Annotated in this window: 21 protein-coding genes, 1 tRNA gene and 1 pseudogene; 13 read left to right on the top strand and 10 right to left on the bottom strand. The window is 69.4% G+C overall.

Annotated elements, in window-relative coordinates; genetic code table 11:
• The coding region (locus ACFE71_RS09315; RefSeq protein ID WP_375428522.1) for a hypothetical protein at positions 1-381 on the top strand (381 nt) is incomplete at its 5' end.
• Positions 382-394: 13 nt separating this feature from the next.
• Here ACFE71_RS09315 and hisD read toward each other — a convergent pair.
• Both hisD and hisG read right to left on the bottom strand, forming a co-directional pair.
• Positions 395-1,690, bottom strand: coding sequence for a histidinol dehydrogenase (gene hisD, locus ACFE71_RS09310; protein WP_375428521.1), 1,296 nt, complete (start codon positions 1,688-1,690; stop codon positions 395-397).
• Between the two features lies 1 nt (position 1,691).
• Entirely contained in the window at positions 1,692-2,453 is a 762-nt protein-coding gene (hisG, locus tag ACFE71_RS09305) for an ATP phosphoribosyltransferase (protein WP_375428520.1), read from the bottom strand.
• Between the two features lie 40 nt (positions 2,454-2,493).
• Between hisG and ACFE71_RS09300 the strand changes: the two genes are divergently transcribed.
• Positions 2,494-3,603 (top strand): DUF2332 domain-containing protein, encoded by a 1,110-nt coding sequence (locus tag ACFE71_RS09300; protein WP_375428519.1) that lies wholly within the window; start codon positions 2,494-2,496, stop codon positions 3,601-3,603.
• 1 nt (position 3,604) lies between these two features.
• Here ACFE71_RS09300 and ACFE71_RS09295 read toward each other — a convergent pair whose 3' ends face one another.
• From ACFE71_RS09295 to ACFE71_RS09285, 3 genes are read right to left on the bottom strand one after another with little or no spacing between them, the layout of a single operon-like run.
• Positions 3,605-4,504 (bottom strand): pirin family protein, encoded by a 900-nt coding sequence (locus ACFE71_RS09295; protein WP_375428518.1) that lies wholly within the window; start codon positions 4,502-4,504, stop codon positions 3,605-3,607.
• Positions 4,494-4,964 carry an NUDIX hydrolase gene (locus tag ACFE71_RS09290; RefSeq protein ID WP_375428517.1) on the bottom strand — a complete coding sequence of 157 codons (471 nt, stop codon included), beginning with the start codon at positions 4,962-4,964 and terminating at the stop codon, positions 4,494-4,496. The genes ACFE71_RS09295 and ACFE71_RS09290 overlap by 11 nt, the downstream gene beginning before the upstream one ends.
• Positions 4,961-5,257 carry a BolA family protein gene (locus ACFE71_RS09285; RefSeq protein ID WP_375428516.1) on the bottom strand — a complete coding sequence of 99 codons (297 nt, stop codon included), beginning with the start codon at positions 5,255-5,257 and terminating at the stop codon, positions 4,961-4,963. Before ACFE71_RS09285 ends, ACFE71_RS09290 begins: the two co-directional genes overlap by 4 nt.
• A 146-nt stretch (positions 5,258-5,403) precedes the next feature.
• Between ACFE71_RS09285 and ACFE71_RS09280 the strand changes: the two genes are divergently transcribed.
• Complete coding sequence (locus ACFE71_RS09280; protein WP_375428515.1) at positions 5,404-5,931, top strand: J domain-containing protein; 528 nt, start codon at positions 5,404-5,406, stop codon at positions 5,929-5,931.
• A 2-nt stretch (positions 5,932-5,933) separates the two neighbouring features.
• Here ACFE71_RS09280 and ACFE71_RS09275 read toward each other — a convergent pair whose 3' ends face one another.
• From ACFE71_RS09275 to ACFE71_RS09265, 3 genes and pseudogenes are all read right to left on the bottom strand, one after another.
• A complete protein-coding gene (locus tag ACFE71_RS09275; protein WP_375428514.1) occupies positions 5,934-6,287 on the bottom strand; it encodes a DUF1428 domain-containing protein in 354 nt (117 codons plus the stop codon).
• Positions 6,284-6,760 (bottom strand): VOC family protein, encoded by a 477-nt coding sequence (locus ACFE71_RS09270; RefSeq protein WP_375428513.1) that lies wholly within the window; start codon positions 6,758-6,760, stop codon positions 6,284-6,286. The genes ACFE71_RS09275 and ACFE71_RS09270 overlap by 4 nt, the downstream gene beginning before the upstream one ends.
• Positions 6,757-7,212: pseudogene (locus tag ACFE71_RS09265) on the bottom strand (SRPBCC family protein). Before ACFE71_RS09265 ends, ACFE71_RS09270 begins: the two are co-directional and overlap by 4 nt.
• 64 nt (positions 7,213-7,276) lie before the next feature.
• Between ACFE71_RS09265 and ACFE71_RS09260 the strand changes: the two are divergent.
• From ACFE71_RS09260 to ACFE71_RS09225, 8 genes are all read left to right on the top strand, one after another.
• A complete protein-coding gene (locus ACFE71_RS09260; RefSeq protein WP_375428512.1) occupies positions 7,277-7,957 on the top strand; it encodes a winged helix-turn-helix transcriptional regulator in 681 nt (226 codons plus the stop codon).
• 76 nt (positions 7,958-8,033) lie between these two features.
• Positions 8,034-9,038 carry a cobaltochelatase subunit CobS gene (cobS, locus tag ACFE71_RS09255; RefSeq protein WP_375428511.1) on the top strand — a complete coding sequence of 335 codons (1,005 nt, stop codon included), beginning with the start codon at positions 8,034-8,036 and terminating at the stop codon, positions 9,036-9,038.
• A 45-nt stretch (positions 9,039-9,083) separates the two neighbouring features.
• Positions 9,084-9,371 carry a type II toxin-antitoxin system Phd/YefM family antitoxin gene (locus ACFE71_RS09250; RefSeq protein ID WP_375428510.1) on the top strand — a complete coding sequence of 96 codons (288 nt, stop codon included), beginning with the start codon at positions 9,084-9,086 and terminating at the stop codon, positions 9,369-9,371.
• A 5-nt stretch (positions 9,372-9,376) separates the two neighbouring features.
• Positions 9,377-9,757: a type II toxin-antitoxin system VapC family toxin gene (locus ACFE71_RS09245; protein WP_375428509.1), complete on the top strand. Its 381-nt coding sequence runs from the start codon at positions 9,377-9,379 to the stop codon at positions 9,755-9,757.
• A complete protein-coding gene (gene cobT, locus ACFE71_RS09240; RefSeq protein ID WP_375428508.1) occupies positions 9,757-11,577 on the top strand; it encodes a cobaltochelatase subunit CobT in 1,821 nt (606 codons plus the stop codon). The genes ACFE71_RS09245 and cobT overlap by 1 nt, the downstream gene beginning before the upstream one ends.
• Positions 11,578-11,586: 9 nt before the next feature.
• Entirely contained in the window at positions 11,587-11,847 is a 261-nt protein-coding gene (locus tag ACFE71_RS09235) for a ribbon-helix-helix domain-containing protein (protein WP_375428507.1), read from the top strand.
• 99 nt (positions 11,848-11,946) lie between these two features.
• Positions 11,947-14,004 (top strand): TonB-dependent receptor, encoded by a 2,058-nt coding sequence (locus tag ACFE71_RS09230; RefSeq protein WP_375428506.1) that lies wholly within the window; start codon positions 11,947-11,949, stop codon positions 14,002-14,004.
• A 28-nt stretch (positions 14,005-14,032) separates the two neighbouring features.
• The gene (locus ACFE71_RS09225) at positions 14,033-15,100 is read left to right on the top strand and encodes a PepSY-associated TM helix domain-containing protein (RefSeq protein WP_375428505.1); all 1,068 of its coding nucleotides are present in this window, start codon (positions 14,033-14,035) and stop codon (positions 15,098-15,100) included.
• Between the two features lie 61 nt (positions 15,101-15,161).
• On the opposite strand, the gene ACFE71_RS09220 is transcribed toward ACFE71_RS09225, so the two are convergent.
• Together ACFE71_RS09220 and ACFE71_RS09215 are read right to left on the bottom strand one after the other, a co-directional pair.
• Positions 15,162-19,760, bottom strand: a complete 4,599-nt coding sequence (locus tag ACFE71_RS09220) for an NAD-glutamate dehydrogenase domain-containing protein (RefSeq protein WP_375428504.1) — start codon at positions 19,758-19,760, stop codon at positions 15,162-15,164.
• 60 nt (positions 19,761-19,820) lie between these two features.
• A complete protein-coding gene (locus ACFE71_RS09215; protein WP_375428503.1) occupies positions 19,821-21,071 on the bottom strand; it encodes a hypothetical protein in 1,251 nt (416 codons plus the stop codon).
• A gap of 180 nt (positions 21,072-21,251) precedes the next feature.
• Here ACFE71_RS09215 and ACFE71_RS09210 point away from each other — a divergent pair.
• Both ACFE71_RS09210 and ACFE71_RS09205 read left to right on the top strand, forming a co-directional pair.
• Positions 21,252-21,327, top strand: a tRNA-Thr gene (locus ACFE71_RS09210).
• A gap of 607 nt (positions 21,328-21,934) precedes the next feature.
• Positions 21,935-26,864 (top strand): hypothetical protein (locus tag ACFE71_RS09205; RefSeq protein ID WP_375428502.1); only part of this gene is annotated, 4,930 nt, incomplete at its 3' end.

Below are 26,864 nucleotides of genomic sequence, written 5' to 3'. Positions count from 1 at the left end.
CTTCGTCAGCCTCGCCTCAGCATTGCTGTGGCTGCCCTTTGTCCACGTGGCCTAGCTGTTATGCAAATCAAAGATATCAAAGGCGATCTCTATGCGATAGCTGACGGCTATGCGGAGTCATTGTTTGCAGATGGCTGCACCGAGGCTCAGGCACTTTCGGCTAAGTGGGGCGGGGTCTCTGCGATTGGAAAAGATTTCACTTTATTTCAGGGCTGGGCCAAGGACTTTGACGATGCAGTCGCGGAGTCAGGACGGGGGATAGCCGATCCAAAGGTGCATGTGCGTATGAAGTATCGAGCCGCAGCCACTCTCCACTTATCCACGGTTCTCGCCGACGCTCCCGGCGAATATGAACGCTTCTTGCGGCACATAGGTAAGTAAGCGCTTCTGCCGCTCAACGATTCAGCCGCAACCGCAGCGCCACCGACCGCGCGTGCGCCGGCAACCCCTCCGCTTCCGCCAGCGCGACCGTGGCGGGGCCTAGTTCGCGCAGGGACGTCTCGTCGAGCTGGAGGAAGCTGGTACGTTTCATGAAGTCGAGCACCGACAGGCCGCTCGCGAAGCGGGCGCGGCGGCCGGTGGGGAGGACGTGGTTGGGGCCGGCGACGTAATCGCCGATCGCCTCGGGCGTGTGGCGGCCGAGGAACACGGAGCCGGCGTGGCGGACGCGGGCGAACAGCGCCTGCGGATCGGCGACGGCGAGCTGGAGATGCTCGGGGGCGAGGCGGTCGCTGAGCGGGATCGCGTCTTCCAAGCGCTCGACGACGACGATCGCGCCGTTGGTCTCCCAGGCGATGCGGGCGACGCCTTCCGTCGCGAGCGTGGCGAGCTGGCGGTCGACGCGGGCGGCCACTTCGTCGGCGAAGGCGGGGTCGTCGGTAAATAGGATCGACTGGGTGACGGTGTCGTGCTCGGCCTGGCTGAGCAGGTCGGCGGCGGTCCATTCGGGGTCGTTGCCCGCGTCGGCGATCACGACGATCTCGCTCGGCCCGGCGACCATGTCGATGCCGACCACGCCGTAGAGTTGGCGCTTGGCCTCCGCGACCCAGGCGTTGCCGGGGCCGGTGATCACGTCGACCGGGCGGATCGGCCCCGCGCCGTGGGCGAGCGCGGCGACGGCCTGCGCCCCGCCGACGCGCCAGATCTCGGTGACGCCGGCCAAGTGCGCGGCGGCGAGGACTAGGGGGTTAATCTCGCCGTCGGGGGTCGGGGTGACCATCGCGAGGCGCTCGACCCCGGCGACGCGGGCGGGGATGGCGTTCATCAGCAGGGACGACGGGTAGGCCGCGCGGCCGCCGGGGACGTAGAGCCCGGCCGCGTCGACCGGCGACCAGCGCGCGCCGAGGCGGACGCCGGCGTCGTCGCGGTAGTCGGTGTCGGCGGGGCGCTGGCGCTCGTGATAGGCGCGGATGCGGGTGGCGGCGAGCTGGAGCGCGTGGGCGAGGCCGGGGTCGAGCGCGTGGAACGCGGCCTCGCAATTGGCGGGGTCGATGGCCCAGCCGGTTTCGCCGAGATCGTGGCGGTCGAAGCGGGCGGTGTAGTCGACGACCGCCGCTTCGCCTTCGGAGCGGACGCGGGCGATGATGGCGGCCACGTCGCGGGCGACGTCGGCGGAGGACTCGCGGCGGGCGTTCACCAGCGCGTCGAAGCGGGGGGCGAAGTCGGGGTCGGTGTGGTGGAGGCGCTGCATCTTACCTGCTCCCCTCTCGCCTGCGGGAGGGGTCGGGGGAGGGCGTGTCCCGGTGAGTGCCGGGATGGTCGATAGGCCCTCCCCCAGCCCCTCCCGCAAGCGGGAGGGGAGTGGTTCCGCCCACCGCCCGTCGGAACGCGTCCACCAGCGGGACCACGTCGCCGCGGGTCTTCATCGCGGCGCGGTTGACGACGAGGCGGCTGGTGACGTCCATGATGCGTTCGACCTCGACCAAGCCGTTTTCCTTGAGCGTGCGGCCTGAGGAGACGAGGTCGACGATGCGCGGGGCGAGGCCTAGCAGCGGGGCGAGCTCCATCGCGCCGTTGAGCTTCACGCATTCGGCCTGCACCCCGCGCGCGGCGAAGTGCGTCTTGGCGAGGTGGGGGTACTTGGTGGCGACGCGGACATGGCTCCAGCCGCGCGGGTCGTCGGTGGCCGCGAGCTCGGCGGGCTCGGCGACCGACAGGCGGCAATGGCCGATGCCGAGGTCGACGGGCGCGTAGAGTTCGGAATAGTCGAACTCGGCGAGCACGTCGGAGCCGACGATGCCGATCTGCGCCGCGCCGTGCGCGACGAAGGTGGCGACGTCGAAGGCGCGCACGCGGATTAGCTCGATGCCGGGATCGTCGGTGAGGAAGCGGAGCGCGCGGGAGTCCTCGTCGGTAAAGGCGGGTTCGGGGCGCACGCCCGCGCGCGCGAGAAGTGGAAGCGCCTCGAGCAGGATGCGGCCCTTGGGGACGGCTATGATGAGCGGGGCGGGCATCTGGGCGGGGGCTTTACGGGTGGGTGGGAGGCGGCGCAACATGGCGCCGGAAGGACGGCGGATGGCGAGCGAGCAGGAGAACCGGGAGGCGTTTCGGATCCAGGAGCATTGGTGCCGCAAGATGAGCGCGCCGATCTACGCGGCCAGCTGCGGGGCGCTGGCGACCGGGTTGACGCGGGAGAGCGGGATAGGCGCGCGAGTGCTGGACTGGGCGGGGGAGCCGACGCGCGACGCGCTGCCGCTTCGGTTGATGGGCGGGCTCCACGCGCTGGTGCGGGCGGGGGCGGACGCCGCGCTGGCTGGGGTGTTCGCGGGCGATCTTCGCGAGGTTGGGGCGGTGCTGGCGCGGGTGCTGGTGCGGCACGACGCGGCGCTGTCGCCCTGGCTGGACGGGCCGCCACAGACGAACGAGCCAGGACGGTCGGCGGCATTGATGACGGGGCTGCTGAAGGTGGCGCGGCGGGCCGGGCCTAAGCTGGAGCTGCTGGAGATCGGGTCGAGCGGCGGGCTCAATTTGCTGATCGACCGCTACCGGTTCGATCTGGGCGGGGCGGTGGTGGGGCCGGAGGGCTCGCCGGTGACGATCACGCCCGAATGGCTGGGCGAGGCTCCGGGCGTGCCGCCGATCGAGATCGTCGGCGTGCGGGGGTGCGACGTGCGGCCGCTGAGCGTGACCAACCCGGCGGTGGAGGCTCGGCTCGCGGCCTATGTCTGGCCGGAGAAGCCAGAGCGGTTGGCGCGGCTGGAGACGGCGATCGGGATGGTGCGCGAGCGGGGGGTGCGGCTCGACTCGGCCGACGCGGCCGATTGGGTCGAGGCGCGGTTGGCGGAGCCGCAGGCCGAAGGGGTCGCGCGTGTGCTGATGCACTCGGTCGTGTGGCAATATCTGCCCGAGCCGACCGCCGAGCGGATCAGGGCGGCGATGGCGGTGGCGGGCGAGCGTGCCACGGCGACGCGGCCGATCGCCTGGGTGGCGATGGAGCCCGACCGCGCGATCGGGGAGATGATGGTCAGCGTGCGGAGTTGGCCGGGCGGGGATGCGTGGGATGTGGTCGCGACCGCCCACGCGCATGCGGCGTGGGTGCGGCCGGGCGGGGCGCAGGGGCTCGACTCGGCGATGCTGGAGGCTGCGTCGCGAGTGATATTGTGAGCTAGGGGTAGCTCACCGTCATGGGCTGGTCGGGGATGGGGATGAACTCGGCCGCGTCGTCGGGGACGAGGGGGAACGCGCCGGCGCGCCAGTCGCGCTTGGCCTGCTCGATGCGCTCGGGGCGGGAGGAGACGAAGTTCCACCAGACATGGCGCGGGGTGGCGAAGGCGTCGCCGCCGCAGAGCATCACGCGCCCACCGGACGCCGAGCCGAGCGTGGCGGCGATGCCGGGGCGGAGGACGTAGAGGCGCATGGGTTCGAGGGGGACCCCTTCCAGCACCGCCTCGCCGTCGGCCAGGTAGAGTGCGCGCTCGTCGGCGGCGGCGTCGATCGGCACGCGCGCGCCGGGGTCGAGCGCGATGTCGGCGTAGATCGCGCCGGCATGGGCTGTGGTGGGCGCGGTCTCGCCCCAGAGAGTGCCCATGATGATGCGGGCGCGGGCACCCTCGGCCTCGACGATCGGCAGCTCGGGCGCGGGGACATGCTCGAAGGCGGGGCCGGTCTCCTCGAGCGCGTCGGGGAGGGCCAGCCAGGTCTGGATGCCCGACAGGACGGGGCCGTGCGCGCGTTCGTCGCCGGGCGAGCGTTCGGAATGGACGATGCCTCGGCCCGCGGTCATCAGATTGACCGCGCCCGGGTCGATCCGCTGGCTGGTGCCGAGCGAGTCGCGGTGGTCGATCGCGCCCGCGAACAGGTAGGTGACGGTCGACAGGTTGATGTGCGGGTGCGGGCGCACGTCGATGCCCTCACCGGTCGGGAGCTCGGCCGGGCCCATCTGGTCGAAGAACAGGAACGGGCCGACCATGGTCCGCTCGGGCGCGGGAAGCGTGCGGTGGACCTTGAACCCGCCCAGATCGTGGGTGACGGGGGTAATGATCTGCTGGACGAAACTATCGAGCATGGGTGGGCTCCGTCGCATCGAGCATCCGGGCCAGATCGGCCGGGTAGATCGCTTCGTCATGCGTAGCGAGTTCGGCGCGCGTGAACCAGTGCCAGCCATTCAGGACGCGCTTCTCCATCGGCGTAAGGTCGGCGGCGGCCACCTCGCAGCTATCGATATCCAGGCGGAAGTAGCGTTCGTCCGCCGTCACCTCGACACCCTCGAAGGTCAGGAAGTCGACGGTCCGCCGGGCGACCTCGGGACCGCAATCGAGATCGAGCCCGACCTCCTCCCACAGCTCGCGCCGGGCCGCGGCGGCATAGCTTTCGCCGGGATCGACCGCGCCGCCGGGGGTGCACCAGAGCGGCGGGCGATCGTCGGGGGTGAAGCGGAACAGGAGAACGCGATTTCGCCCATCCACCAGCAGGATGCGCGCGGCGGGGCGGGGGCGGCGCCCGCCTTCTTCCGACAGACCCGTCATTCGCCGGGCGCGGTGGCGCGGATCGACAGCGCGTGGATGGGCCCGGCGAGCAGGTCGGCGAGCGCCCGGTTGACGAGCCGTTGGCGCGCGACGCGATTCAGCCCGGCGAAGCGCGGGCTCTCGACCGCGACGGCGAAGTGCGTCTCCCCCGTGCCGTCATCGCCCATATGGCCGGAGTGGGCGGCGCTTTCGTTGGCGACCTCGAGCCGGATCGGCTGGAGCACGTCGTTGAGACGATCGGTGATCTTCTGCGCGACGCTAGGCGGCGGCGCGGCGGTGGCGGGTGCGGTCATGGGGCCTATATAGCCGATTTTCCCGGAGAGTGCGGTTCGTGTCGGATGGTTCTGAATCGCGCAAATCCGGCGGGGGATCCGACGGGCGGCGGGAAAAGCCCAGCCCCAGGTTCCACGGGCGAGTCGAGGGTACCGGGCGCGACTGCATGGAGTCGGGATGCGATGAGCCAGGTGAGTTCCGCGCGCCGCCGCCCGAGGGTTGGGCGAACGCGGACGGGCCGCCGCCCTTCCGCTGGTTCTGCCTCGACCATGTCCGCGCCTTCAACGCGCGTTACAATTTCTTCTCGGGAATGAGCGCGGAGGAGATCCACGCGGCGCAGCGGCCCTATGCGGGCTGGGAACGCGAGACGCGCGCCTTCGCGGGCAACGCGGGCGAGCGCGGACCGCGTTGGGCGGACTTCAGCGACCCGCTCGACGCTATCGCCGCGCGGTATCGCCGCGAACCGGCGCCCGAGCGGACCGACGGCAAGCCCCTGTCGGGGCAGGACCGCGAGAGCCTGCGCGTGCTAGGGCTGGAATCGACCGCCGACCGGCATGCGCTGCGCAAGCGGTATAGCGAACTCGTCCGCCGCTATCATCCCGACCGCAACGGCGGCGACCGGAGCCACGAGACGCGATTGCAGGCGGTGATCGCTGCGTACCAGCAGTTGCGTCAGGCTCCGGCCTTCGCCTGATGTTACGGCGTCAGATCGACGACGGGAGTGAAGCCGCCGAAGATCATGCGCTTGCCGTCGAAGGGCATGGGTTCGGCCATCATCCGCTCATCGGATTGCATCTTCGCCATGGCCGCGTCGCGGGTCGCCTTGTCGGGCCATTCGATCCAGGAGAAGACGACCGCCTCGCCGTCGTTCAACGCGACCGCGCGGGGGAAGCTGGTGACCTCGCCTTGGGGAACATCGTCTCCCCAGCATTCGACGATGCGCAGCGCACCCCATTCGAGGAACAGCGCGTCGATCCGCTTGGCGTGATCAACGAACTCATCGCGCCGCGCGGTCTCGACCGCGATCACGAAACCGTCGATGTAGCTCATGCTTTCGCTCCCTTGATGGCCGATCCGATCGACCAGCGATGGCCGAACGGGTCGCGCAACTGGCCGTAGCGGTCGCCCCAGAACATGTCGGACAGTGGCATGGTCGCCTCCGCCCCCGCCTCGACGGCACGGGCGAACCAGTGGTCGGCGTCGTCGACCTGGAGATGAAGCGTCACCGCCGACGGGCTGTCCGGCGCCGAGCGATCGGCGGGTGCGACGAACTCGGGGAAGGCGTCGTTCATCATCAGCGAGCCGCCGTTGATCCGCAGGTGGGCGTGCATGATGCGCGCGTCGCCGCCCATGTCGGGCATGCCCTCGCCCCGCGGCATGTCGCCCGCGACCATCGGCGGCATCGCCCGCTCCGCCCCGAATGCGCGTTCGTAGAAGGCGATCGCCTCGCGGCAGCGACCGTCATGCACCGTCAGATGCGGCGCGACGCCGCCCGTCGGGCCGTGATCGGAACGTCCGCTCATTTCGCTTCTCCTTCGCAAATCGCCTTGAGCTGGTCGGCGACCGCGCCCCACCCCTGCTCAAAGCCCATCGCGCGGTGCCGCTCGACGGCTTAGGCGGTCCAGTGGCGGGCACTGGCACGGTAGCGGGTGCCGTCGCCGGCGGGCTCGATCTCCCACACGCCGGTCATGAACGGCTCGCGCGGGATCCAGCCGGCGGCATAGGCGTCGGTGGTGACGAAGCGACGACCGGGGACCACCTCCAGGAACACACCCTCCAGGCGGTGCTCCTCTCCCTCGGGGCCGCGCATCACCATCGCGGCGCGGCCGCCGGGACGCTGATCCTGCTCGACGATTTCGGTCGTCCAGGGTTTCGGGCACCACCAATCGGACATGCGATCGGTCATCATGCGCCATACGGTATCGGGCGCGGCGGCGATGTGCCGTTCCACGCTTAGTTCCCCATCTTCGTCCATATGCCGTCCTCCCTAACCGAATCGACGTTGCGAATGCTGCGTCAAGCAGTTATAAATTGCAACCGTGAAGTCAGAAAATGTAACTAATAGATGGTATGACGACGCGTGCAGCACGGCGCACGCGCTGGAGTTGATCGGGGAACGCTGGGCGCTGCTCGTCATCCGCGAGCTGATGTTCGGGGGGCGACGCTTCGCGGATCTCCGGCGCGGGCTGCCGGGGATCAGCGCCAACGTGCTGACGCAACGTCTGCAGGCGCTGGCGGCGGCGGGAGTCGTCGCGCGCCGTACCCTACCGCCGCCCGCCTCCGTCCAGGTCTATGAGTTGACGTCGTGGGGATACGAGGCGGAGCCGTTCGTGCAGTCGCTCGGGCGTTGGGCGGCGCGCTCGCCGGGACACGATCCCACGCTGCCGCTGTCGGCTGCGTCGCTGATGATGTCGTTCCGGACGATGTTCGCGAGCGAGCGGGCCGGGGAAGCGCGCCTGACGATCGCCTTCCGCCCGGGCCGCGACCGGTTCGCGGTGAAGGTGGAAGCGGGGGCGCTGGCGATCGAACGGGGCGAACCAGACCCGGCCGATGCGGTCGTCACGGCCGCGCCGGAGGTGGTGACGGGGATCGTCTATGGCGGGCGGCCGATCGCCGACGCGACCGCTTCGGGAGAGTTGGGCTTGGAGGGAGACGCGGCGGCGTTCGCGCGTTTCACCGGTCTGTTCGCCCTGCCGCCCAAAGCCGTCGTCAACGGGTGATACCCGCGCCGCCGTCGCGGCTCGACTCGGGCGGCTTCCGACGGCAAGGGAATCTCCGCGCCCCAAGGACCTGCCCATGACCGACATATCGAACATCCAGCCCGATAGCCGCGAGACGACCCTGCTCGCCGCTCCCGACAGGACGGTGGGCGTGCGCGAGCTGTTCGGGATCGATGTCGACATGCAGGTGCCCGCGTTCAGCGAGGCGGATGAACGGGTGCCCGATCTGGATCCGGCTTACGTGTTCGACGCGGACACCACGCTCGCCGTGTGCGCGGGATTCGCGCATAACAGGCGGGTGATGGTCCAGGGTTATCACGGGACGGGCAAGTCGACGCATATCGAGCAGGTCGCGGCGCGCCTCAATTGGCCGTGCATCCGTATCAATCTGGACGCGCATATCAGCCGAATCGACCTTGTCGGGCGCGACGCGATCGTGCTGCGCGACGGGCAGCAGGTGACCGAATTCCGCGAGGGCCTGCTCCCCTGGGCGCTCCAGACGCCGACCGCGCTGGTGTTCGACGAGTACGACGCGGGGCGTCCCGACGTGATGTTCGTGATCCAGCGCGTGCTGGAGACGGAGGGCAAGCTGACTTTGCTCGACCAGAACCGGGTGATCCGGCCGAACCCCTGGTTCCGCATGTTCGCGACCGCCAATACGGTCGGGCTCGGCGACACGAGCGGGCTGTATCATGGCACGCAGCAAATCAACCAGGGCCAGATGGATCGGTGGAACGTGGTCGTCACGCTCAACTACCTGCCCGCCGCCGTCGAGGCGCGGATCGTGCTCGCCAAGTCGGGCGAGTACGACAAGCCGGGCGGCAAGAAGACGGTGGACTCGATGGTGCGCGTCGCCGACCTGACCCGCAAAGGCTTCATGGCGGGGGACATATCGACCGTGATGAGCCCGCGTACGGTGATCACCTGGGCGCAGAACGCGCTGATCTTCGGCGATGTCGGCTTCGCGTTCCGGCTTTCTTTCCTCAACAAGTGCGACGAGGCGGAGCGGTCGTTGGTGGCGGAATACTACCAGCGGGTATTCGGCAAGGACTTGCCGGAGAGCGTGGTCGGGAAGGGTTGAAGGCGGAAGTGGACCAAGGTAGTTAGTCCACCACAGGAGGCGCATATGGCCGAAGCCGATCCGCAAAAGACGTTCAACGTCCACGAGGCGAAGACGCACTTCTCCCGCCTAATCGACCGCGCCCATGCGGGTGAGGAGATCATCGTCGCCAAGGCGGGCGTGCCGTACGCCAGGCTCGTCCCGATCGCGTCGTCCCCCACCGTCGGGCGCACGCCCGGCCGTTTCAAGCACCTGCTGCGCAACGTATCGTACGAGGACGTCATGAGCCCTTGCTTTACGGAGGAAGAGCTGGACGAGATCGAGAACGCCAGCATCTTCCCGCCGAAGGAATGATGCGGTTGCTGCTCGACACGCATGCGCTGATCTGGTGGTGGATGGGTGATCCTATCCTGCGCCAAGACACGAGGCGGGCGATGGCGGACGGCGCGAACGAGGTCTTCGTGAGCGCCGCGACCGGCTGGGAGATCGCGACCAAGGTCCGCAAGGGACAGCTGCCCGAGCTCCGCGAGCGGGTGCCGACCTTTCATGACGATATCGCGCATGAGCGTTTTCGACATCTCGCGATCACGACCCGGCACGGCGTGCATGGCGGATCGTTGCCGGGCGCCCACAAGGATCCGTTCGACCGTTTGATCGCGGCGCAGGCGCTCCTCGAAGGACTGACCGTCGTCACGCGCGACCGCGAGATCGCCGCGTTCGGTTGCGAGGTGCTCTGGTGATGCCCGAAGAAACGCCCCTCGACCGCCTCAAGGCGGTCCTCGCCGGCGCCGCGCGCGCGCTGGCGGGCGAGCCGGAGCTCGAGCTCGCCTTCACCGCCGACTCCCCTACGCAGTCGGGCAAGCATTTGAAGGTGCCGATGCCCGCGCGGCAGCTGCCGGCCGAGCAGGTGGCCGAGGCGCGGGGATTCGCGGATTCGTTCGCGCTGAGGCTCAAGCACCACGACGCCGCGCTCCATCAGCGCGGCGCGCCCGCCGAGGCGGTCGCGCGCGCGGTGTTCGATGCGGTGGAGACGGCGCGGATCGAGGCGCTCGGGGCGCGTGGGTACGCCGGCGTCGCGGACAATTTAGGCGTCGCGCTCGACATGCGGCTGCGGTCCGACCCGATCACCCGGGCGCGCACCGCCCCCGAAGTGCCGCTGCCCACCGCGCTGCAGCTGCTGGTGCGCGAAAAGCTGACGGGCGCGGCCGTTCCCGCCGCCGCCGAGCCGGGGCTGGCGATGGTGCGCGGCTGGATCGAGGAAAAGGCGGATCTGAGCGCGCTGGGCCTGGCGCTCGACGACCAACGCGCGTTCCAGGCGCTGGCGACCAAACTGCTCGCCGACCTCGAGCTGATCGAGGGCGAGCAGGCTCCGACGGAGGCGGAGGATCAGGGCGAGGAGGACGAAGGCTCGGACGACGAGCAGCAAGAAGAGGGCGAGGACGGCGAGGAGGAAGGTGCCGAGGGCGAGGGCCAGGTCGAGGGGCGGGGGGAGGAGGGCGAGGTTGAGGGGGATGACGGGGAGGGTAACGAGATTGGCGACGACGCGCCCGACCTGGACGGCGAGCCGGGCGACGAGGGCGACGAGGGGGCGCAGCCCGCGCGGCCGAACCGGCCGACGACGGACCTGTCGCCGCAGTTCGACTACAAGCCCTGGACGACGCGGTTCGACGAGGTCGTGTCCGCGTCCGAGCTGTGCGATGCTGACGAGCTGGCGCGGCTGCGCGGATATCTCGACCAGCAGCTGGTGCACCTGCAATCGGCGGTGTCGAAGCTCGCCAACCGGCTGCAGCGGCGGTTGATGGCGCAACAGGCGCGGAGCTGGGACTTCGACCAGGAGGAGGGTCTGCTCGACGCCGCTCGGCTGGCGCGGGTGATCGTCAACCCGATGCAGTCGCTGTCCTACAAGATCGAGCGAGAGACCGATTTCCGCGACACGGTGGTGACGCTGCTCATCGACAATTCGGGGTCGATGCGCGGGCGGCCGATCTCGATCGCGGCGATCTCGGCGGACATCCTGGCGCGCACGCTGGAGCGGTGCGGGGTGAAGACGGAGATCCTGGGCTTCACCACACGCGCCTGGAAGGGCGGCCAGGCCCGCGAGACGTGGCTGGCGGCAGGGCGGCCGCCGCAGCCCGGGCGGCTGAACGACGTGCGCCACATTGTCTACAAGCGCGCGGACGAACCGTGGCGGCGCGCGCGCACCGCGTTGGGGCTGATGATGCGCGAGGGGTTGCTGAAGGAAAATATCGACGGCGAGGCGCTGTTGTGGGCGCATGCGCGGTTGATGGCGCGGCCGGAGGAACGGCGGGTGCTGATGGTCATCTCCGACGGCGCGCCGGTGGACGACTCGACTTTGTCGGTCAATTCGGGATCGTATCTGGAGCGGCATCTGCGCCAGGTGATCGGGTGGATCGAGGGGAAGTCGCCCGTCGAGCTCGTGGCGATCGGGATCGGGCATGACGTCACGCGTTATTACCAGCGCGCGGTGACGATAATGGACGCCGAGCAGCTGGGCGGAGCGATCGTCGAGCAGCTGGCGGCGCTGTTCGACACGTCCTGAGCCAGGTCGATGGGGATAGGTGCGCCGCCCGGCGGGTTCGCGGGGCCGGTCAAGCGGTCGGTGACGATCGCCGGCCACGCGACATCGATCAGCCTGGAGCCCATTTTCTGGAGCGCGCTGGAAGAGGCGGCGCGGGCGCGGGCGCTGCCCTTGTCGGCGCTGGTCGCGGGGATCGACGCGGCGCGGGTCGCGCAGCGCGATCCGCCCAACCTGGCAAGCGCGATCCGGAGCTGGTTGCTGCGCGATCTATCTGAAAGTCATTCGCATTAGCGTTGACACTGCGACCGCCTCGCAATAGCGGAGTTTCCGAAGGGGAGCTTAATGCTATCGCGTTCGTCGGTCCTGGTCTTGTCGTACGCTATTGCGGGAGTGCCGGCGCTTGCCGCCGATCCGGCTCCGGCGGGCGTGACGGACGAGCCCGAGCAGGTGGTCGTGACCGGACGACGCGACGGGTATGTCGTGGAGACGACCGGTTCGGCGACCCGCGTGGACACGGCGGTGCGCGACATCCCGCAGGCGGTGACCGCGGTCACCGAGGCGCAGATCGAGGACCGGAACTTCCGCTCGGTCGGCGACGTGCTGCGCGCGGTGCCGGGCGCGAGCGCGGCGCAGGGCGAGGGGCACCGCGATCAGGTCGTGCTCCGGGGTAACAACTCGACGGCGGACTTCTTTGTCGACGGCCTGCGCGACGACGCGCAATATTATCGCCCGCTCTATAATCTCGACCGGCTGGAGGTGCTGCGCGGGCCCAACGCGATGACGTTCGGGCGCGGCGGCGGGGGCGGCGTCGTCAACCGCGTGACCAAGCGGCCGCGTTTCGAGACGTTCGGGGTGGCGAGCGGATCGGTCGACGGCTTCGGCGCGTGGAGCGTCGACGCGGACGCGAACCTCGCGCTGTCAGAGGGTGTGGGTGCACGGCTGAACGCGGTGCGCGAGGAGTTCGCGAACCACCGCGACGTGTTCGGCGGGCGGGTGTACGCGATCAATCCGACGGTGCGCGCGTTGGTGGGGCCGCGGACCGACGTCAACCTGTCGTATGAATATGTCGATGACGCGCGGGTGGTCGATCGCGGCGTGCCGTCGGACGGAAGACGACCGATCGAGGGGTACCGCGACACCTTCTTCGGGGTGCGCGGGGTGAACCGGCTGGGGCTGGAAGCGCATCTGGCGCGCGCCACGGTGGAGCACCGGTTCAGCGACGACGTCGCGGTCGTGGGGCGGCTGCTCCACGGCGATTACGACAAGTTCTACCGCAACGTGTTTCCGGCGACGGCGGTGGACGCGCGCGGCGCGGTGGGGGTGCAGGCCTATGACGACACGCAGCGGCGCGAGAACCTGCTCGGCCAAGCGGACCTGACCTGGCGGGTCGGCACCGGGCCGGTGTCGCACGTGGTGCTGGCGGGGCTGGAGGCGGGCGAGCAGCGGACGCGGAGCGCGCGGTTGAACGGGTTTTTCGACAGCGTCGGGGGCACGACGATGGGCGGGCGGCAGGTAAGCGTGCCGCTGGCGGAACGGTTCGCCGCGCCGACGCCGGTGTTCCGCCGGGGAACGGGGGAGCGGACCACGCGGAGCACCGCGCGGTTCCAGGCGGTGCTGTTGCAGGACAAGATGACGGTCGGGCCGATCGAGCTGCTCGCCGGGCTGCGCTTCGACCGCTTCGAGTTGAGGAGCCTGAACCTGTTGAATTCGGAACGGTTCGAGCGGACGGACGAGCTGTGGTCGCCTCGATTGGGGTTGGTCGTGCATCCGGTCGAACCCGTATCGCTGTATCTGAGCTACAGCCGGTCCTACCTGCCGCAATCGGGCGATCAGTTCGCCTCGCTCGACCTGACTTCCGCCGCGCTCGAGCCCGAACGGTTCGAGAATATCGAGGCGGGGGCGAAGTGGGAACCGCGTCCGGGACTGCTGCTCGCCGCGGCGGTGTACCAACTGGATCGCACCAATACCCGCAGCGCCGGACCGAACCCGGGCGAGGTGCTGCTGACGGGCGAGCAGCGCAGCCGCGGGATCGAGCTGGAAGCGACGGGGCGCGTGCGGCCCAACCTGCTGGTGACGCTCGCCTACGCGCTCCAGGACGCGGAGATCAGGCGGACGACGGCGGCCGCCCCGGCCGGGCGATCGGTTGCTTTGGTGCCCAAGCACCAAGTCTCGGCCTGGGGGCGCTGGGACGTGAGCGGGCGGCTCGGCGTCGGGGTCGGCGCCGAGCACCGGTCGAAGCAGTTCACCTCGATCTCGAACGCGGTGACGCTGCCCGCCTACACGCGCATTGATCTGGGGGTGTTCTTCCGGCTGAGCGAGCGGGTGGAGGCGCAGGTCAATGTCGAGAACCTGTTCGATACGGGCTATTTCCCGACGGCGCATAGCGACAACAACATTTCGACCGGCGCGCCGATCAATGCGCGCGCGACGGTGCGCGTCAGGTTATGATGACGGCGAAGTCTAGGGGAATGGACGAATGAGCAGGCAGGCGTGGCGGCGGACGTGGTTCTCGGTCCATAAATGGATCGGGCTGCTGCTCGCGGTCCTGATCATCCCGATCTCGTTCTCGGGCGCGGTGCTGGTGTGGCATGAGGAGATCGAGCACCGCATCCATCCCGAGCGCTTCGCGGTGACGGCGGGGCCGGCGATCGGGGCCGACGCCTATCTCGCGGCGGCGCGCGGGGCGATCGGGGCGGGCGACCGGGTGTCGACGCTGGCGATGCCCCATGACGGCGAGGCGGCGGTGGTGACCGCGAGCGCCGCGTCGGGAAAGGGTGGGCCTCCAGTGCGTACCAGCGTCTATCTTGACCCGCCGACCGGGCGGGTGATGGCGGTCGCGCGCTCGAACGAGGGGCTGTTGCGGGTGCTGCACATCCTTCATGGCAGCCTGTATGTGCCGGGCGTCGGACGGCAGGTCGTCGGCTGGATCGGGGTGGCGATGATGCTTTCCGCCTTCACCGGCCTGTGGCTGTGGTGGCCGGCGATGGGGCGATGGACGCGCGGGCTGCGGTGGCGGCGGCATCCGAACGTCGACGCCAACATCCACCATCAGGCGGGTTTCTGGATCGCGCTGCCGCTGTTCGTGCTGTCGCTGACGGGTGCTTGGATTTCGTTCCCGGCGTTCTTCGGGAGGATCAGCGGCGATGCTCGGCCAGCGGGCGGCGGCGGGCGTCCCGTCCCGGTCGCGGCCCCCAGGCTGGCGATCGGCGACGTGCTCGCGGCGGCGGGCGGGGCGGCGGTGACGAACATCGCCTGGCCGACGGACAGGAAGGCGGCCTGGACGCTCAGGACGGCCAATGGTCAGCTGTCGGTCGACGACGCCACCCGCGCCGTCACGCGCGAACCCGCGCCGCCAAGCGGCGTGGCGCGGCTGATGCGGCGGGTGCATGACGGGACGGACATGGGGATCGTCTGGCGCGTGCTGATCTTCCTGGGCGGGTTGATCCCGGTCGTGCTCGCGGTCACGGGCGCGATCATGTGGTGGCGCGCACGGGGCCGGCGCGCGGGGACGATGCGGCCGCCGCGGGTGCGGGCGGTGGCGTAGGGTCGCACCACACTTCTCGTCACCCCGGGTCAAGCCCGGGGTGACGGAAGAATGGATAGACCTACCGCCCCAGCAGCACCCGTGCCTGGCCCGCGATCTGGGCGAGCATCGCCGCGTGTGGTTTGGCGGACAGGCGGGCCCGGTCGACCACCGCCTTGAACTGCGCGACGCGCGCGGCGTTGCGGCGAAGCCAGCCATCGACGGACGCGCCCGGATCGTCCTCCGTGCAGCGCGCCAGGAACTCCAGGCGGATCTGCTGGAAGTCGCGCGCGAGGCCGGCGATCAGCAGGCGCTCCCACGGATCGCTTGATACGATGCGCGCGGCGGTCGCCTGCGCCCAATCAAGGCCGAGCGCCTGGCCGAGATGGGTGAAGGCGCGCGCCAGCACCACCTCGTCGAGGCCCAGTCGCGCGCCGAGTTCGGCGAGGCCGATCGCGCCGTCGAGCTCGAACAGCCGAACGACCTTGCTCGCCAACGCGGGAGGTGCGCCCGCCGTCTCCAGATCGGCGCGGATGCGGCCGCTCTGGATGCGGGCTTCGTCGAGCAGCAGCCGCGTCGTTTCCGCATCAAGATGCCGGACGCCCTTTTCGAGATGCGCGAGGATGTCGGCCGCGCCCGCGCCGGGGACGATGATCCGCAGCAGGTCGGCGATGTGCGAGCGCGTGGCGGCGGCGACCTCGTCGAAGAGCGCCAGGCGACCCGATTCGGCCATCGGCGTCGCCTCGATCTCCGCCCACAGCTCGGGCAAACCGAACAACTGCTCGGCGACGACGAACATGCCCGCGATGTCGGCGGTCGCCGCGCCCTCCTCCTCCGCCAGCTCGAAGGGGTGGAGGAGGCCCAGGCGGTTGACGATGCGGTTGGCGAGCTTGGTCGCGACGATCTCGGCGCGAAGCCGGTGCGCGTCGATCGCCGCCCCGAACCGTTCGCGCATCGCGGGCGGAAAGGCGGCGTGGAGATCGGGGACGAGCGCGTCGTCGAAGCCGAGCCCGCCCGCCTCGATCGCGTCCTGAAGCGCGAGCTTGGCGGTGGCCAGCAGGACGGCGAGCTCGGGGCGGGTCAGCCCCTGGCCCGCCTGGCCGCGGCGGAGCAGCTCCTCGTTCGAGGCCAGCCCCTCGACCGCGCGGTCGAGTCGGCCCGAACCCTCGAAGATCTCGATCGCGCGGACATAGGAGGGGGTGGCGGCCGCGCCGCCCCCGGTACTGGCCGCCTCGGCGATCGAGAGCGCGAGCGTCTGGAGGCGGTTGTCCTCCAATACGATGCGGGAAACGTCGTCGGTCATGCTCGCGAGGAGGACGTTGCGGTCCTCGAACGACAGCCGGCCCTCGGTCATCTCGCGATTGAGCGCGATCTTGATGTTGACCTCGTTGTCCGAACAATCAACGCCCGCCGAATTGTCGATGAAGTCGGTGTTGATGCGCCCGCCGCGGGCGGCGAAGGCGATGCGCGCGGCCTGGGTGAGGCCGAGATTCGCGCCCTCGCCGATCGCGGTGACGCGCAGGGTTTCGGCATCGACGCGCAGGCGGTCGTTGGCGGGATCGCCGACGGCGGCGTTGTTCTCGGCTGACGCCTTGACGTAGGTGCCGATGCCGCCGAACCAGAGCAGGTCGGCGGGCGCGCGCAGGATCGCGGAGATGAGCGCGGTCGGCTCCCAATCGGCGTCGATCAGGCCGAGCGCCGCCCGGGCCTCGTGCGAGAGGTGGATCACCTTGTCGGTACGCGCATACACGCCCCCGCCGGGCGACAGCAGCGCCGGGTCGTAATCGGCCCAGCTTGAGCGGGGGAGCGCGAAGAGGCGCTCGCGCTCGTCCCAGCTCCGCGCCGCATCGGGCGTCGGGTCGATGAAGATATGGCGGTGGTCGAAGGCGGCGAGGAGCCTGACCGACTTGGACAGGAGCAGGCCGTTGCCGAACACGTCGCCCGACATGTCGCCGCAGCCGATCACGGTGACCGGGTCGGCCTGCACGTCGACCCCGCGCTCGGCGAAATGGCGCTCCACGCTGATCCACGCGCCCTTGGCGGTGATGCCCATCGCCTTGTGGTCGTAGCCCTGGCTGCCGCCGCTAGCGAAGGCGTCGCCGAGCCAGAAGCCGCGTTCGAGCGCGATCGCGTTGGCGACGTCGGAGAAGGTCGCGGTGCCCTTGTCGGCGGCGACGACGAAATAGGGGTCCTCGCCGTCATGGACGCGGACGCCCTCCGGATGGACGACCGCCTCGCCGACGATGTTGTCGGTGATCGAGAGGAGCGCGCGGATGAGGATGCGGTAGCTCTCCGTTCCCTCGGCGAGCCAGGCGTCGCGGTTCGATAGGGGCGGGAGCTGCTTGGGGTAGAAGCCGCCCTTCGCGCCGGTCGGCACGATGACGGCGTTCTTGACGCGCTGCGCCTTCATCAACCCCAGCACCTCGGTGCGGAAATCGTCGCGGCGGTCGGACCAGCGCAGGCCGCCGCGCGCGATGGGGCCGGCGCGCAGGTGGATGCCCTCGACGCGCGGGGAATAGACCCAGATCTCGCGCCAGGGGAGCGGGGCGGGGAGGCCGGGGATCGCCGCGGAATCGAGCTTGAAGGCCAGCGCCTCGGCGGCGGCGGGCGCGAAGGCGTTGGTCCGCAGGCACGCGGCGACGAGGTCGCGGTAGGCGCGCAGGATGCGGTCGTCGTCGATCGCCGACACCGCGTCGAGCCCGCGCGCCACCCGCTCGTCGGCCTCCGCGACGTCCCCGCTCGCCGCCGGATCGTGCGCGGCGGCGAAGCGGTCGACCAGCGCCGCCGCCACCGCCGGCGCGCGGCGGAGAGCGTCGACGACGGTGGCGAGACCATAGGGCAGCCCGGCCTGGCGGAGATAGCGGAACCAGGCGCGCATCAGCACCACGGCGGCGGGCGCGACCCCGGCCTCCAGGATCAGGCGGTCGAAGGGGTCGTTCTCCGCGCGCCCCTCGAGCGCGGCGGCGATCGCGGCTTCGAGGACGGGGGCGTCGGCGATGACCGAACCCGTCTCGACATGGAAATCGTGCAGGTGCGACCGGCCCTCGTCGCCAAGCGGCGTGGGTAGCTCCTCGACGACGCGGAAGCCGAAATTCTCGAGCACCGGCACCGCGTCGGACAACGACAACGCGCCGCCCCGGCGATAGATCTTGAGGCGAGTCCGCGTCCCCTCCGTCGCGATCCGGACCGAGCGCGCGGTCGAACCGCTCAGCGTGTCGAGGCGCAGTATGTCCGCCGCCGCTTCCGCGCCCGAGCGCACGGTGCGGTAGCCATTCGGGAAGGCGTTGGCCCATTTGAGCGCGAGACGCGCGGCGGTGCGCTGCGGGGCCACGTCCGCGAGCGCGGCCTCCACCTCGGTCGCCCAGCCGCGGATCATGCGGGTCAGGCGCCCGTCGAGCTCGGCGGCGTCGGGGGCGGTCGCGCCGTCGGGGATGTCGAGCGTGTAGCGGATCAACGCGGTCACGTCGTCGAGCTGGATCGACCAGGTCAGGAGCTCGGCCCCGGCGGCCTCCGTCAGCATCTCGCCGATCGCGGCCCGGCGTGCGGTGGTCAGCTCGTCGCGCGGCAGCCAGGCGAAGGCGTAAAGGTGACGGCGGAGCGGCGAGGGGGCGAGGACGAGGCGCGGGCGCGGCCGATCGGCGAGCGACATGGCGGTGAGCGCCAGCTCCTCCAGCACGGCGGGCTCGAAGGCGACGCTGAGATCGTGCGGGAGCGCGCCGAGCGCGTGGGCGAGCGCCTTGCCGGTATGGCCGCGAGGGTCGAAGCCGAACTTGGCCTGCAGCGCGGAAAGCCGCTCGCGCAGGATCGGCACCGACGGGGCGGGGGCGGAGAGCGCGGCGCTGGTCCACAGGCCGGCATGGATCGAGAGACCGCCGTCCGTCCGGGGTAGGACGATCAGGTCGAGCGGCGCGGCGCGGTGGACGGTGGAGATGAGGTTGGATTTGAGCAGCAAGGGTCCATTCCCGCCTCCAACGAGCCACGCGGCCGCCTCGCCAAGCGCGCCGTCGTCGATCAGCGGTACGGCATGGGCTTGGCGGGCGAGGCCGAGCGCGTCGGTCATCCCCCCGGCGGCGGTCCAGCGCGCATGGCCGAGCAGCGTCAGCTTACCGCTCGAGAACCAGCGGAGCAGTTCCGCGCCCTCGCCCGTGCAGAGCTCCGCGTCGCGGGCGAGCGCCGCGCGCATGGCGGGCCAGTCGTTCACGGCCGCGCGGACGTCGGCCAGCGCCGCGTCGAGTTCCTGGCCGAGCGCGCGGCGGTCGCGGGCGTCGACGCGTTCGAGCTCCAGATAGATCATCGATTCGGGGGTGACGCCCGCGTTCGACGTGTCCGGGCCGATCGCCTGGAGCGCGCCGCCCGCGTCGCGACGGACGGGGATCACGGGGTGCAGGATGCGGTCGATCGCGATCCCGCGTGCCGACACGGCGGCGGCGACCGAGTCGACGAGGAACGGCATGTCGTCGTTGATGACCGCCATCCGCAGCCGGCGGCGGACATCGTCGCTGGCGATCGGCTCCAGCGTGATCCGGGGAGTACCGGGCGCGCGTTCACGCGCGGCGGCGAGAAGGAAGGCGACCGCGTCGGCCTGCTCGGCGGGGCCGAAATCCTGGAGTTCGGCGGGCAGCGCGCCCGCGACGAGACGTTCGGCGAGAGCGCTGGTCAGCGCTTCATCTTGGGGAGACATGGCACCAGCCTATGCGCCGCCGCACCCCGCCGCTCAAGCCTCACGTAACGTGGATCATCCTCACCTGACCGCGCGGATCGCCTTCGCGGTGAGCGCGGCGTCGTCGAGTTGGGCGATCACGTCGAGCCCGCCGTCCGGCCCCACGCGCGCCACGAGTAGCACGAGCTGGCCGGGCATCCCGGCCTGGGGAAGGTCGAGGTGGATGATGGCGTCGCGGTCGGCGAGCAACGACGCGACGGGCTCGTTGTTGGGCGCGGGCTTGCGCGCGGCGCGGGCGGCGGCGACCACCGCCTTGACGCCGCCGGACAGGCCACCGAGATATTCGGTCAGCTCGCCCGCGCGAACGCCTCGCCCGCGAGCGTGGGTCAGCACGGTCGCGAATTCGGTCAGGCGCGTCTTGTCGTACTCCGCGCCGAAAACGAGCTTGGCGACGGGCGTCATGGGTGCCCGCGCCTGTTCCTTGATGCCCGCCTCGCCGAGCAGCCGGCGGTATGTTTCCGGGTCGCGGTCGGCGGCGAGCGCGAAATCATGCGCGCGGCCGAGCGCGCGATAGAGCGCGGAACGGCCGCGCGTGTCCGCCGCGCGGACGGCCGCCGCCGACTCGCGGGCGATCATCAGCCGGGCGTCGAGGGTGGCGGGCTCGGCCTCGCTCCCGGCGGCGTCCTCGGCCTCGCCGTCGCTGAATATGCCGCTCGGTCCATCCGCCCAGACCGGCGCGGTCGAGGGGGCGGGCGCGGCGCGCACCGCCGTTTCCAGCTCGAAGTCGAGCGACGCCTGGACGAACGGATCCGCGATCTCCTTCCAGTTGATCACGCCGTAGATGAAGTCGATCGCCTCGCCCGTCGAGGAATAGGGCATCAGGATGCCGCGATAGAGCGTCGAATGGCCGCGCGTGTTGACGAACTCGGCCTCGAACCCGATCGGCGCGCGGTTGGCGATGATCTGGAGATAATGGTCGGTCAGCCGCGACAGCAGCGAGCGCGACGGCACCTCGGCCACGCGCGCCGGATCGCCGACGATCCCGCATTCGGCGCGCAGCGTGTCTCCCAGGAACGAGATCACCGGGTCCTCGATCGTCCCGGTGAAATCGAGCAACACGCTGCGGTCGCCGAAATCGGCGTTGCCGCGCGGCTGGAGATCGGCGATCGCGGGAAACGGAGCGCCGTGCAATAGCGACACCCAGTGATTGTAGGCGCGAACATGCATCCGCCGTTCGTCGTCGCCCAGGTCGAACAGGCCTTCGCCCACGCCCGCATCCTCGGCGGCCAGCTCCACCGCGTCCTCCACATCCAGCTTGTGCGACAAGTCCATGGCCGAAAACCCCTACGCGCTCCCCAAGTCGGAGCCCCGTCGTCGAGGGCCCTTGTGGGCCGGGTCTGGTAAATTTCGGGTAAAGCCGCCGGGGCGTCGGGCCGTCCACGCCGCTTGTCAGCCCGCGGACACGCTGGTAGACGATGCACCGAGCCGCGGTTCCAGCCCCGTCGCCCAAGCGCCGCCTTAGCTCAGCTGGTAGAGCATCGCATTCGTAATGCGGGGGTCACAGGTTCGAGTCCTGTAGGCGGCACCACTTTAAGCATCTAAGTGCTTGCTTTAGCACCCTTTTTAGTAGCTGATTAGAAGTCGCTCCCACATTCCTACCCACGATCTAAGCAGGCTGTGGACGGACGTGAGCGGGTCGCGACGGACGATTCAGCGCGTGTAAAGCCCCGCTTTCGAGTTTCGCTACGTGGTTTTCCGAATGCATTGTCTCTTCCAATGCCTATCGGGTGACCGCGTCAACGACCCTCTGTTCACGCTAGTGCCGAAGTCTCAAATGGTGGGAAGCGGCCTAGCCGCTTTCGGGCGCCGAGCGACGAACACGGCCCTTCGTTCAGGCGGGAGCGCCACGGCCGCCAATGGCTTACCATGGTGGAAACCGGCCCGGCTGCTTTTGAGTGCTGATCAGCGTGATCGGCCGTTCGTTCATACGGCATGGCAGGAACCCGAGCCATCAGCGAAACCGCCTCTCGACACGAGTAGGTTAATCCGGACCTTCACAGTAATCACAGCTCTGACCGGCGGCTGACCTTCCCTATCTGGCTCGGCTTACAGTTTACCTAAGTCGCGTGTTGCAGCACGTAGGAAGCCGTCGCGCGTCCAAGCGTGGTTGCTTTTTTGGGGGCGGTCGAAACATCGTGGCACGCAGCGAATATCATGGAAAGCGGGGCGCCAACGCCGGAGACGATTATCACGAACTCTGGGCCGTACGGCGCGCCCTTGAGCTGATCGTACCCGGCTCTGACCTGATCGCCCTGACCGTCGAGGGAGTGAGCCCCGAGGATGCCGTCGGCGTGGACGACGCTCAGTGGGATGGCGTTGACGTGGCCTGCTATCATGGCCCCGACACCGACACGATCGAAGCGGTCGTTCTAATCCAGCTCAAATATTCCGGGAGCGAGCCGAACAAGGCGTGGACCGTCTCGCGGCTCGCCTACGCGAGCAACAAGGGCAAGACCAATGCCTTGATCAATAGGCTGGCCGCCGCCTGGAAGTCCGCGCGGGAAAAACGTCCCGAACTCGACGCGGCCGACAACATCAGCGTCAAGCTCGCGAGCAATCAACCGGTTGCTCAGGAGGTATTGGATGCCATGTCGGCCGTTCCCGGCGACCCGGATCTCGAGAGCCTCCGCGCGGCAAGCGGTCTAGGCCAAGCAGATTTTGCGGCTTTCGCCCTTGCCATGGATTTTAGCGAGTGCGGCGACACGTCGCGCTTCGCGCATGAGGAGCGAGTAATCGTCGCGCTGTCGGCTCTGAAGGACGGCGACGTCAGGTCCGAGTTCACTCAACTGCGTGAGTACGTTCGCAAGCGAATGAGGCCGGAGGGAAGCGGCGAGCTCATCACTGCGGAGAGCATCTTCGGACTGTTCGGCCATGCCGACCGACGCGCCTTCTTCCCTCATCAATCGCGCATCGCCGCCGTCGCCCTCGCCCAACTAATACCGCGCGAAGCGGCCGGCCGCATCCGGGACCGCTTCATCGAAGGCGCACTGAAGCTCTGCCTGGTCGGAGCCGGTGGTGAGGGCAAGACCACCGCGTTGCAGGATTTGGATCGCCGACTGCCCAAGGGGTCCGAGCTCATCGTCTACGACTGCTACGGCGAAGGCTCCTACCTCAACGCCAACGGGTATCGACACCGAGCCGAAGACGCCTTCCTGCAGCTTGGCAACGACGTTGCGGCACGCTTTCTCCTGCCGCCGATGTTCGCGGAGCGCGGCGTCGACCATCCCCGGCGCTTCGCCGCCAAGCTGTGCGCGGCGGCAGATGCGCTTGCCGCCCGGAGCCCTGATGCGCTGCTTGTGATCGCCATAGACGCGGCGGACAACGCCGTGACCGCGGCGCGGCAATGTGTTCCACCCGAGCCCGCGTTCGTCCACGCGTTCGCTCGCCTCGGCGAACTGCCCGCGAACGTCCGTCTCCTGCTTAGCGCGCGCATGGGGAGGCTCGCCGAACTCGATCTCCCCACCGACGTAGAGCAGGTCCCGCTTGGGCCTTTCGAAGATGGGGAGAGCCGATCATTCGTCGAGGCGAGGCTCGGACTGCAATCTGACGCATGGCACGAAGAATTCCATACACACTCCGGCGGGAACCCGCGGGTCCAGCGCTACGCGATGGACTTCGCTGGCGACGTACCGGCGCGCTCACTCGACTATCTCAAGCCGAACGGCAAGGATCTGGCCGCGATCTTCAACGCGCGGATGGTCGAGGCGCGCATGAGATCCGGTGCGCCCACCGACCTCGCGCAACTCTGCGCCGCGCTCATCCTGCTGCCGCGACCCGTGCCGATCAATCATCTCGCCGGCGTGATCTCGGCCACCGACGCCCATGCCCGCGACCTCGTTCTCGACCTCGCACCCGGATTGGTCATCGACGATGACCAGGTCGGCTTCGCCGATGAGGACTTCGAGCACTTCGTGCGGGAGGCGGGCCAGTCCGCGGCGCGGCAGGTTATCGAGACCGCGGCCGACAGGCTGATGGCGATGCGCGCAGTCGACCCCTACGCCTGCGCGCACGTGGCGAACCTCTCCCTCGTGGCCGAAAGGCGCGAAGCGGTGATCGCGCTCGTACGGGAGCCGGTGCGGGAGTATCCCCTCGCCGACCCGGGCGCGCGTGGCGAAATCCACCGCCGTCGATTGCGCGCCGCGATGCATGTCTGCCGGGAGACCGGCAACACCATCGACGCTGCCGCGCTGCTGCTCGAGGGCGCACACGCGATCAAGACCGACGAGGCGGTGCACCGCACGCTGCTCGACCATGTCGAACTGGCATCGAACTTCTCGCGTGATGCTGTGATCGCGCTGCTGCTCCGAGATCGCGACCGTCGTCCGCAGCACGGAACACTGCTGCTCCATCTGGCCGGCGTTGACGGCGTGCAAGGCGACAGGGTCGGACTGAACACTCACTTCCGGAGTTTCCTGGCATGGCAGGAAGCCCGTCAAGGCGCCTTTGAGGAAGAGAGGCTGCGACACGCAGCCACACCCGCGGGAGATGACGGCGACGAGGACTGGGACGACGGCGACGCGGACGCACCCCCGGCACCACGCCGGGCAGGCAGGCATCGACGGTCCACCGTGTCGGAGGGCTGGAAGAGCGAACAGGCGAGACGCTGGTCACTTAGTCCGGACGACGTAGCGGCTTTGACCGTCGGACGGCTCCACGCCGCTGGCGTGGACGAAGCCGCCGAAATGCTGGCCCGCCCGCGGCCGGCTAGATTCCGGTACGCCGTTCTCACCCGACTGGTGCGTCGTCTCGTACGGCGTGGCGATCTGGCCCTGCTCGCCTCCCTCGCGGACAGGTTGCCCCGCCGCCACCCGGGACGGGACGTCATCGCGGTGGCCCTCGGCATCGCCGGAGAGGCGATCGATGCCGAACGGATGCTTGGGCGGCTCGAGCGAGCGGCGACATCGGGAGCGTTCGGCAGGAACCGCGGTTCTTCAGATCACATGGAAGACGACGCGGACGGCGAGGCTGCCCGCCTTCTGATCGATGCCTGCGATCTGGTCGCCATCAATGGAGGCAACAGGGTCCGACTGCGCATGGTCCTGGAGCATGCGATGCCTGCGTCGGCGAGAACCCTCGAGGCGATCGGCGGATACGCACCCCGCGCTACCGATGTGGCCGCGCGCGCGTTCGCTCTGTCACGCGTTCTGGCAGGTGAGTTGGTGAAGCTCGACGGCTTCGTGGTCCAGTCGCCCGCGACCAAGCCCCGCGCCCCGAAACAGGGTTCCGGCCGAACGGCGTTACGGAAGACCGACCGGTCTGAACGTCAGGCGCAGGAGCGCGAGAAGGCCAAGCAGCTGTTCGGTCCGATCCTCGACCTGCACGCCGTTCGCGCGAAGATCCTGATCGGCGAGATCGCTCCCGCCGACGCGCCGACCGAACTGGCCGCCGTCCTAGCGAAGCTCGGCGGCGAGCGCCGCTATCATTCGCGGCAGGACGACTGGCGGCCTCGCGACGACGAGGCCGTCCGCGCGCTCATGCCGGTCGGCGCAGTTCCGGGCGTCGATGCCGCGCCGATTTTCATCTTGATCTCCAAGGCGCTCGGACCGATCGGATCGCTGATGCGCTTCGGGACGATCGCGCTGCTGGAGCGCGCATCGGTGGTGCCGGGCTTCAGGACGCAGATCGTCACGCTGGCGGTCTTATCCTGTGAGGACGCGCGATCGATCAAGATCCCGGCGGAGGAGAAGATCTCCTACCTGATCGGCCTTGCCCATCTGTTGCTGCCGATCAACCTGGACGCCTCCAACTACTGTTTCGACGCGGCGATCGGCGTGGCCGGAGATGTCGACTACGACACCTTGCACGCCATTGCGATCACTGCGGACCTGTCACGGCGCGCGGTACTCTCGGACACCCTTCAGGATACCGCGACCGTCGCCGGGGTGCTTACGGCGGTGGTCCAAGACGCGGCTCAGCGGATGGGCGATAGCGACGGTTTCCCGTGGGACGCCGTCGCGGTCGCGCTCGCCACGTTGTCGCCTGCCGTGGCGCTCGCGGCCTGCGCCCGCTTCGCCGAACTTGACCTCGTGCGGGGTCGTCGGTTTCTCGCCGATGTGATCGAGCAGCTCGCCGCCGACCGCGCGCTTGCGGAGCCGGTGCTCGCGGCCTTCCTTCCCGTACTCGGATCAGCGGCCGGACCCTTACGGGAGCTGCTCCTCTCGCGCGTAGCGCCCGACGATGTCGGTCTTGCAGATGAGGTGGCCAGGCACGCTCTCACGGAGCCCGCCGGTGACCGTCGGAAGCTGGCGCGCGCCGCCGACACCATCGCCACGCCGGGTGGCTGGACCCGGGCGTTCGTCTCGATCGCCACCTTCATCGAGACACGATCGATGGACGAACGCGGCGATCGTCATGGGGACTGGTCGGCGGGCCACGCGTCGCTGGCACGCCGTCCGGTGGATCCCAGGCTCCTCGATCCGGTGGGGATCGACGGGGTCGCGTCGTTCCTTTCGAGGATCGAGGCAATCGTGGCGGCCGAGGCGGCAATGTATCCGTCCCGGCCCAATGTTGCCGAACGCCTGCTTTCGGCCGTGCCTCTCCACAGGATTGGCGCCTTCCTCGACATCATCGCCGCGATCCCCGAGGGCGACGATGTCGTGCGCGATCTCACGCGCGTCCTCTTGGACCAGTTCGAGCGGTGGGGCGGTCAGCGGGCGGCGGTCAGTTGGGCGAACGAGAGGCTGCTCGAGGTGGTCATGGCGCGGCTTCCCGAAGTGGCGTGGAATATCGGCTATCGTGCCGATGATCTCGTAAAGCTGCTCGACCTGACGGGCGCCTCCGACTCCGCAATCGCCTCCAGGCTGCTTGCGGCCATCGAGACCCACATCGAAAACCTCTCGTCGCAAAGCATCTTCCGGCTGGTGGGCCTGCTCGCCCGCTATCTGACCCCTCCGGAGGCGTTTGGCATTCTCGATCGCCATACGTCCGCCATGCTGACGCTCCTCGAACCGGACGATCGCGTGGTGCCTGGCTTCGACACGCTCCAAGGCCCGGAGGAGACGGCGGCGCGATATCCGCGCGAGACGCAGGAGATGGTGTTCGACGCGCATGCGCGCGGCTTCGCGT

Source organism: uncultured Sphingomonas sp., assembly GCF_964237155.1.
Taxonomy (GTDB): domain Bacteria; phylum Pseudomonadota; class Alphaproteobacteria; order Sphingomonadales; family Sphingomonadaceae; genus Sphingomonas.
The sequence above is the reverse complement of the archived record's forward strand: the minus strand, read 5'-3'. Positions and strand labels throughout refer to the sequence as shown.

What these genes read in the sequence shown, in the direction of transcription:
- hisD (WP_375428521.1), bottom strand. Translation starts at nt 1,690, where the DNA reads ATGCAGCGCCTCCACCACACCGACCCCGACTTCGCCCCCCGCTTCGAC.
- hisG (WP_375428520.1), bottom strand. Translation starts at nt 2,453, where the DNA reads ATGCCCGCCCCGCTCATCATAGCCGTCCCCAAGGGCCGCATCCTGCTC.
- ACFE71_RS09300 (WP_375428519.1), top strand. Translation starts at nt 2,494, where the DNA reads ATGGCGCCGGAAGGACGGCGGATGGCGAGCGAGCAGGAGAACCGGGAG.
- ACFE71_RS09295 (WP_375428518.1), bottom strand. Translation starts at nt 4,504, where the DNA reads ATGCTCGATAGTTTCGTCCAGCAGATCATTACCCCCGTCACCCACGAT.
- ACFE71_RS09290 (WP_375428517.1), bottom strand. Translation starts at nt 4,964, where the DNA reads ATGACGGGTCTGTCGGAAGAAGGCGGGCGCCGCCCCCGCCCCGCCGCG.
- ACFE71_RS09285 (WP_375428516.1), bottom strand. Translation starts at nt 5,257, where the DNA reads ATGACCGCACCCGCCACCGCCGCGCCGCCGCCTAGCGTCGCGCAGAAG.
- ACFE71_RS09280 (WP_375428515.1), top strand. Translation starts at nt 5,404, where the DNA reads ATGGAGTCGGGATGCGATGAGCCAGGTGAGTTCCGCGCGCCGCCGCCC.
- ACFE71_RS09275 (WP_375428514.1), bottom strand. Translation starts at nt 6,287, where the DNA reads ATGAGCTACATCGACGGTTTCGTGATCGCGGTCGAGACCGCGCGGCGC.
- ACFE71_RS09270 (WP_375428513.1), bottom strand. Translation starts at nt 6,760, where the DNA reads ATGAGCGGACGTTCCGATCACGGCCCGACGGGCGGCGTCGCGCCGCAT.
- cobS (WP_375428511.1), top strand. Translation starts at nt 8,034, where the DNA reads ATGACCGACATATCGAACATCCAGCCCGATAGCCGCGAGACGACCCTG.
- ACFE71_RS09250 (WP_375428510.1), top strand. Translation starts at nt 9,084, where the DNA reads ATGGCCGAAGCCGATCCGCAAAAGACGTTCAACGTCCACGAGGCGAAG.
- cobT (WP_375428508.1), top strand. Translation starts at nt 9,757, where the DNA reads ATGCCCGAAGAAACGCCCCTCGACCGCCTCAAGGCGGTCCTCGCCGGC.
- ACFE71_RS09235 (WP_375428507.1), top strand. Translation starts at nt 11,587, where the DNA reads ATGGGGATAGGTGCGCCGCCCGGCGGGTTCGCGGGGCCGGTCAAGCGG.
- ACFE71_RS09225 (WP_375428505.1), top strand. Translation starts at nt 14,033, where the DNA reads ATGAGCAGGCAGGCGTGGCGGCGGACGTGGTTCTCGGTCCATAAATGG.
- ACFE71_RS09220 (WP_375428504.1), bottom strand. Translation starts at nt 19,760, where the DNA reads ATGTCTCCCCAAGATGAAGCGCTGACCAGCGCTCTCGCCGAACGTCTC.
- ACFE71_RS09215 (WP_375428503.1), bottom strand. Translation starts at nt 21,071, where the DNA reads ATGGACTTGTCGCACAAGCTGGATGTGGAGGACGCGGTGGAGCTGGCC.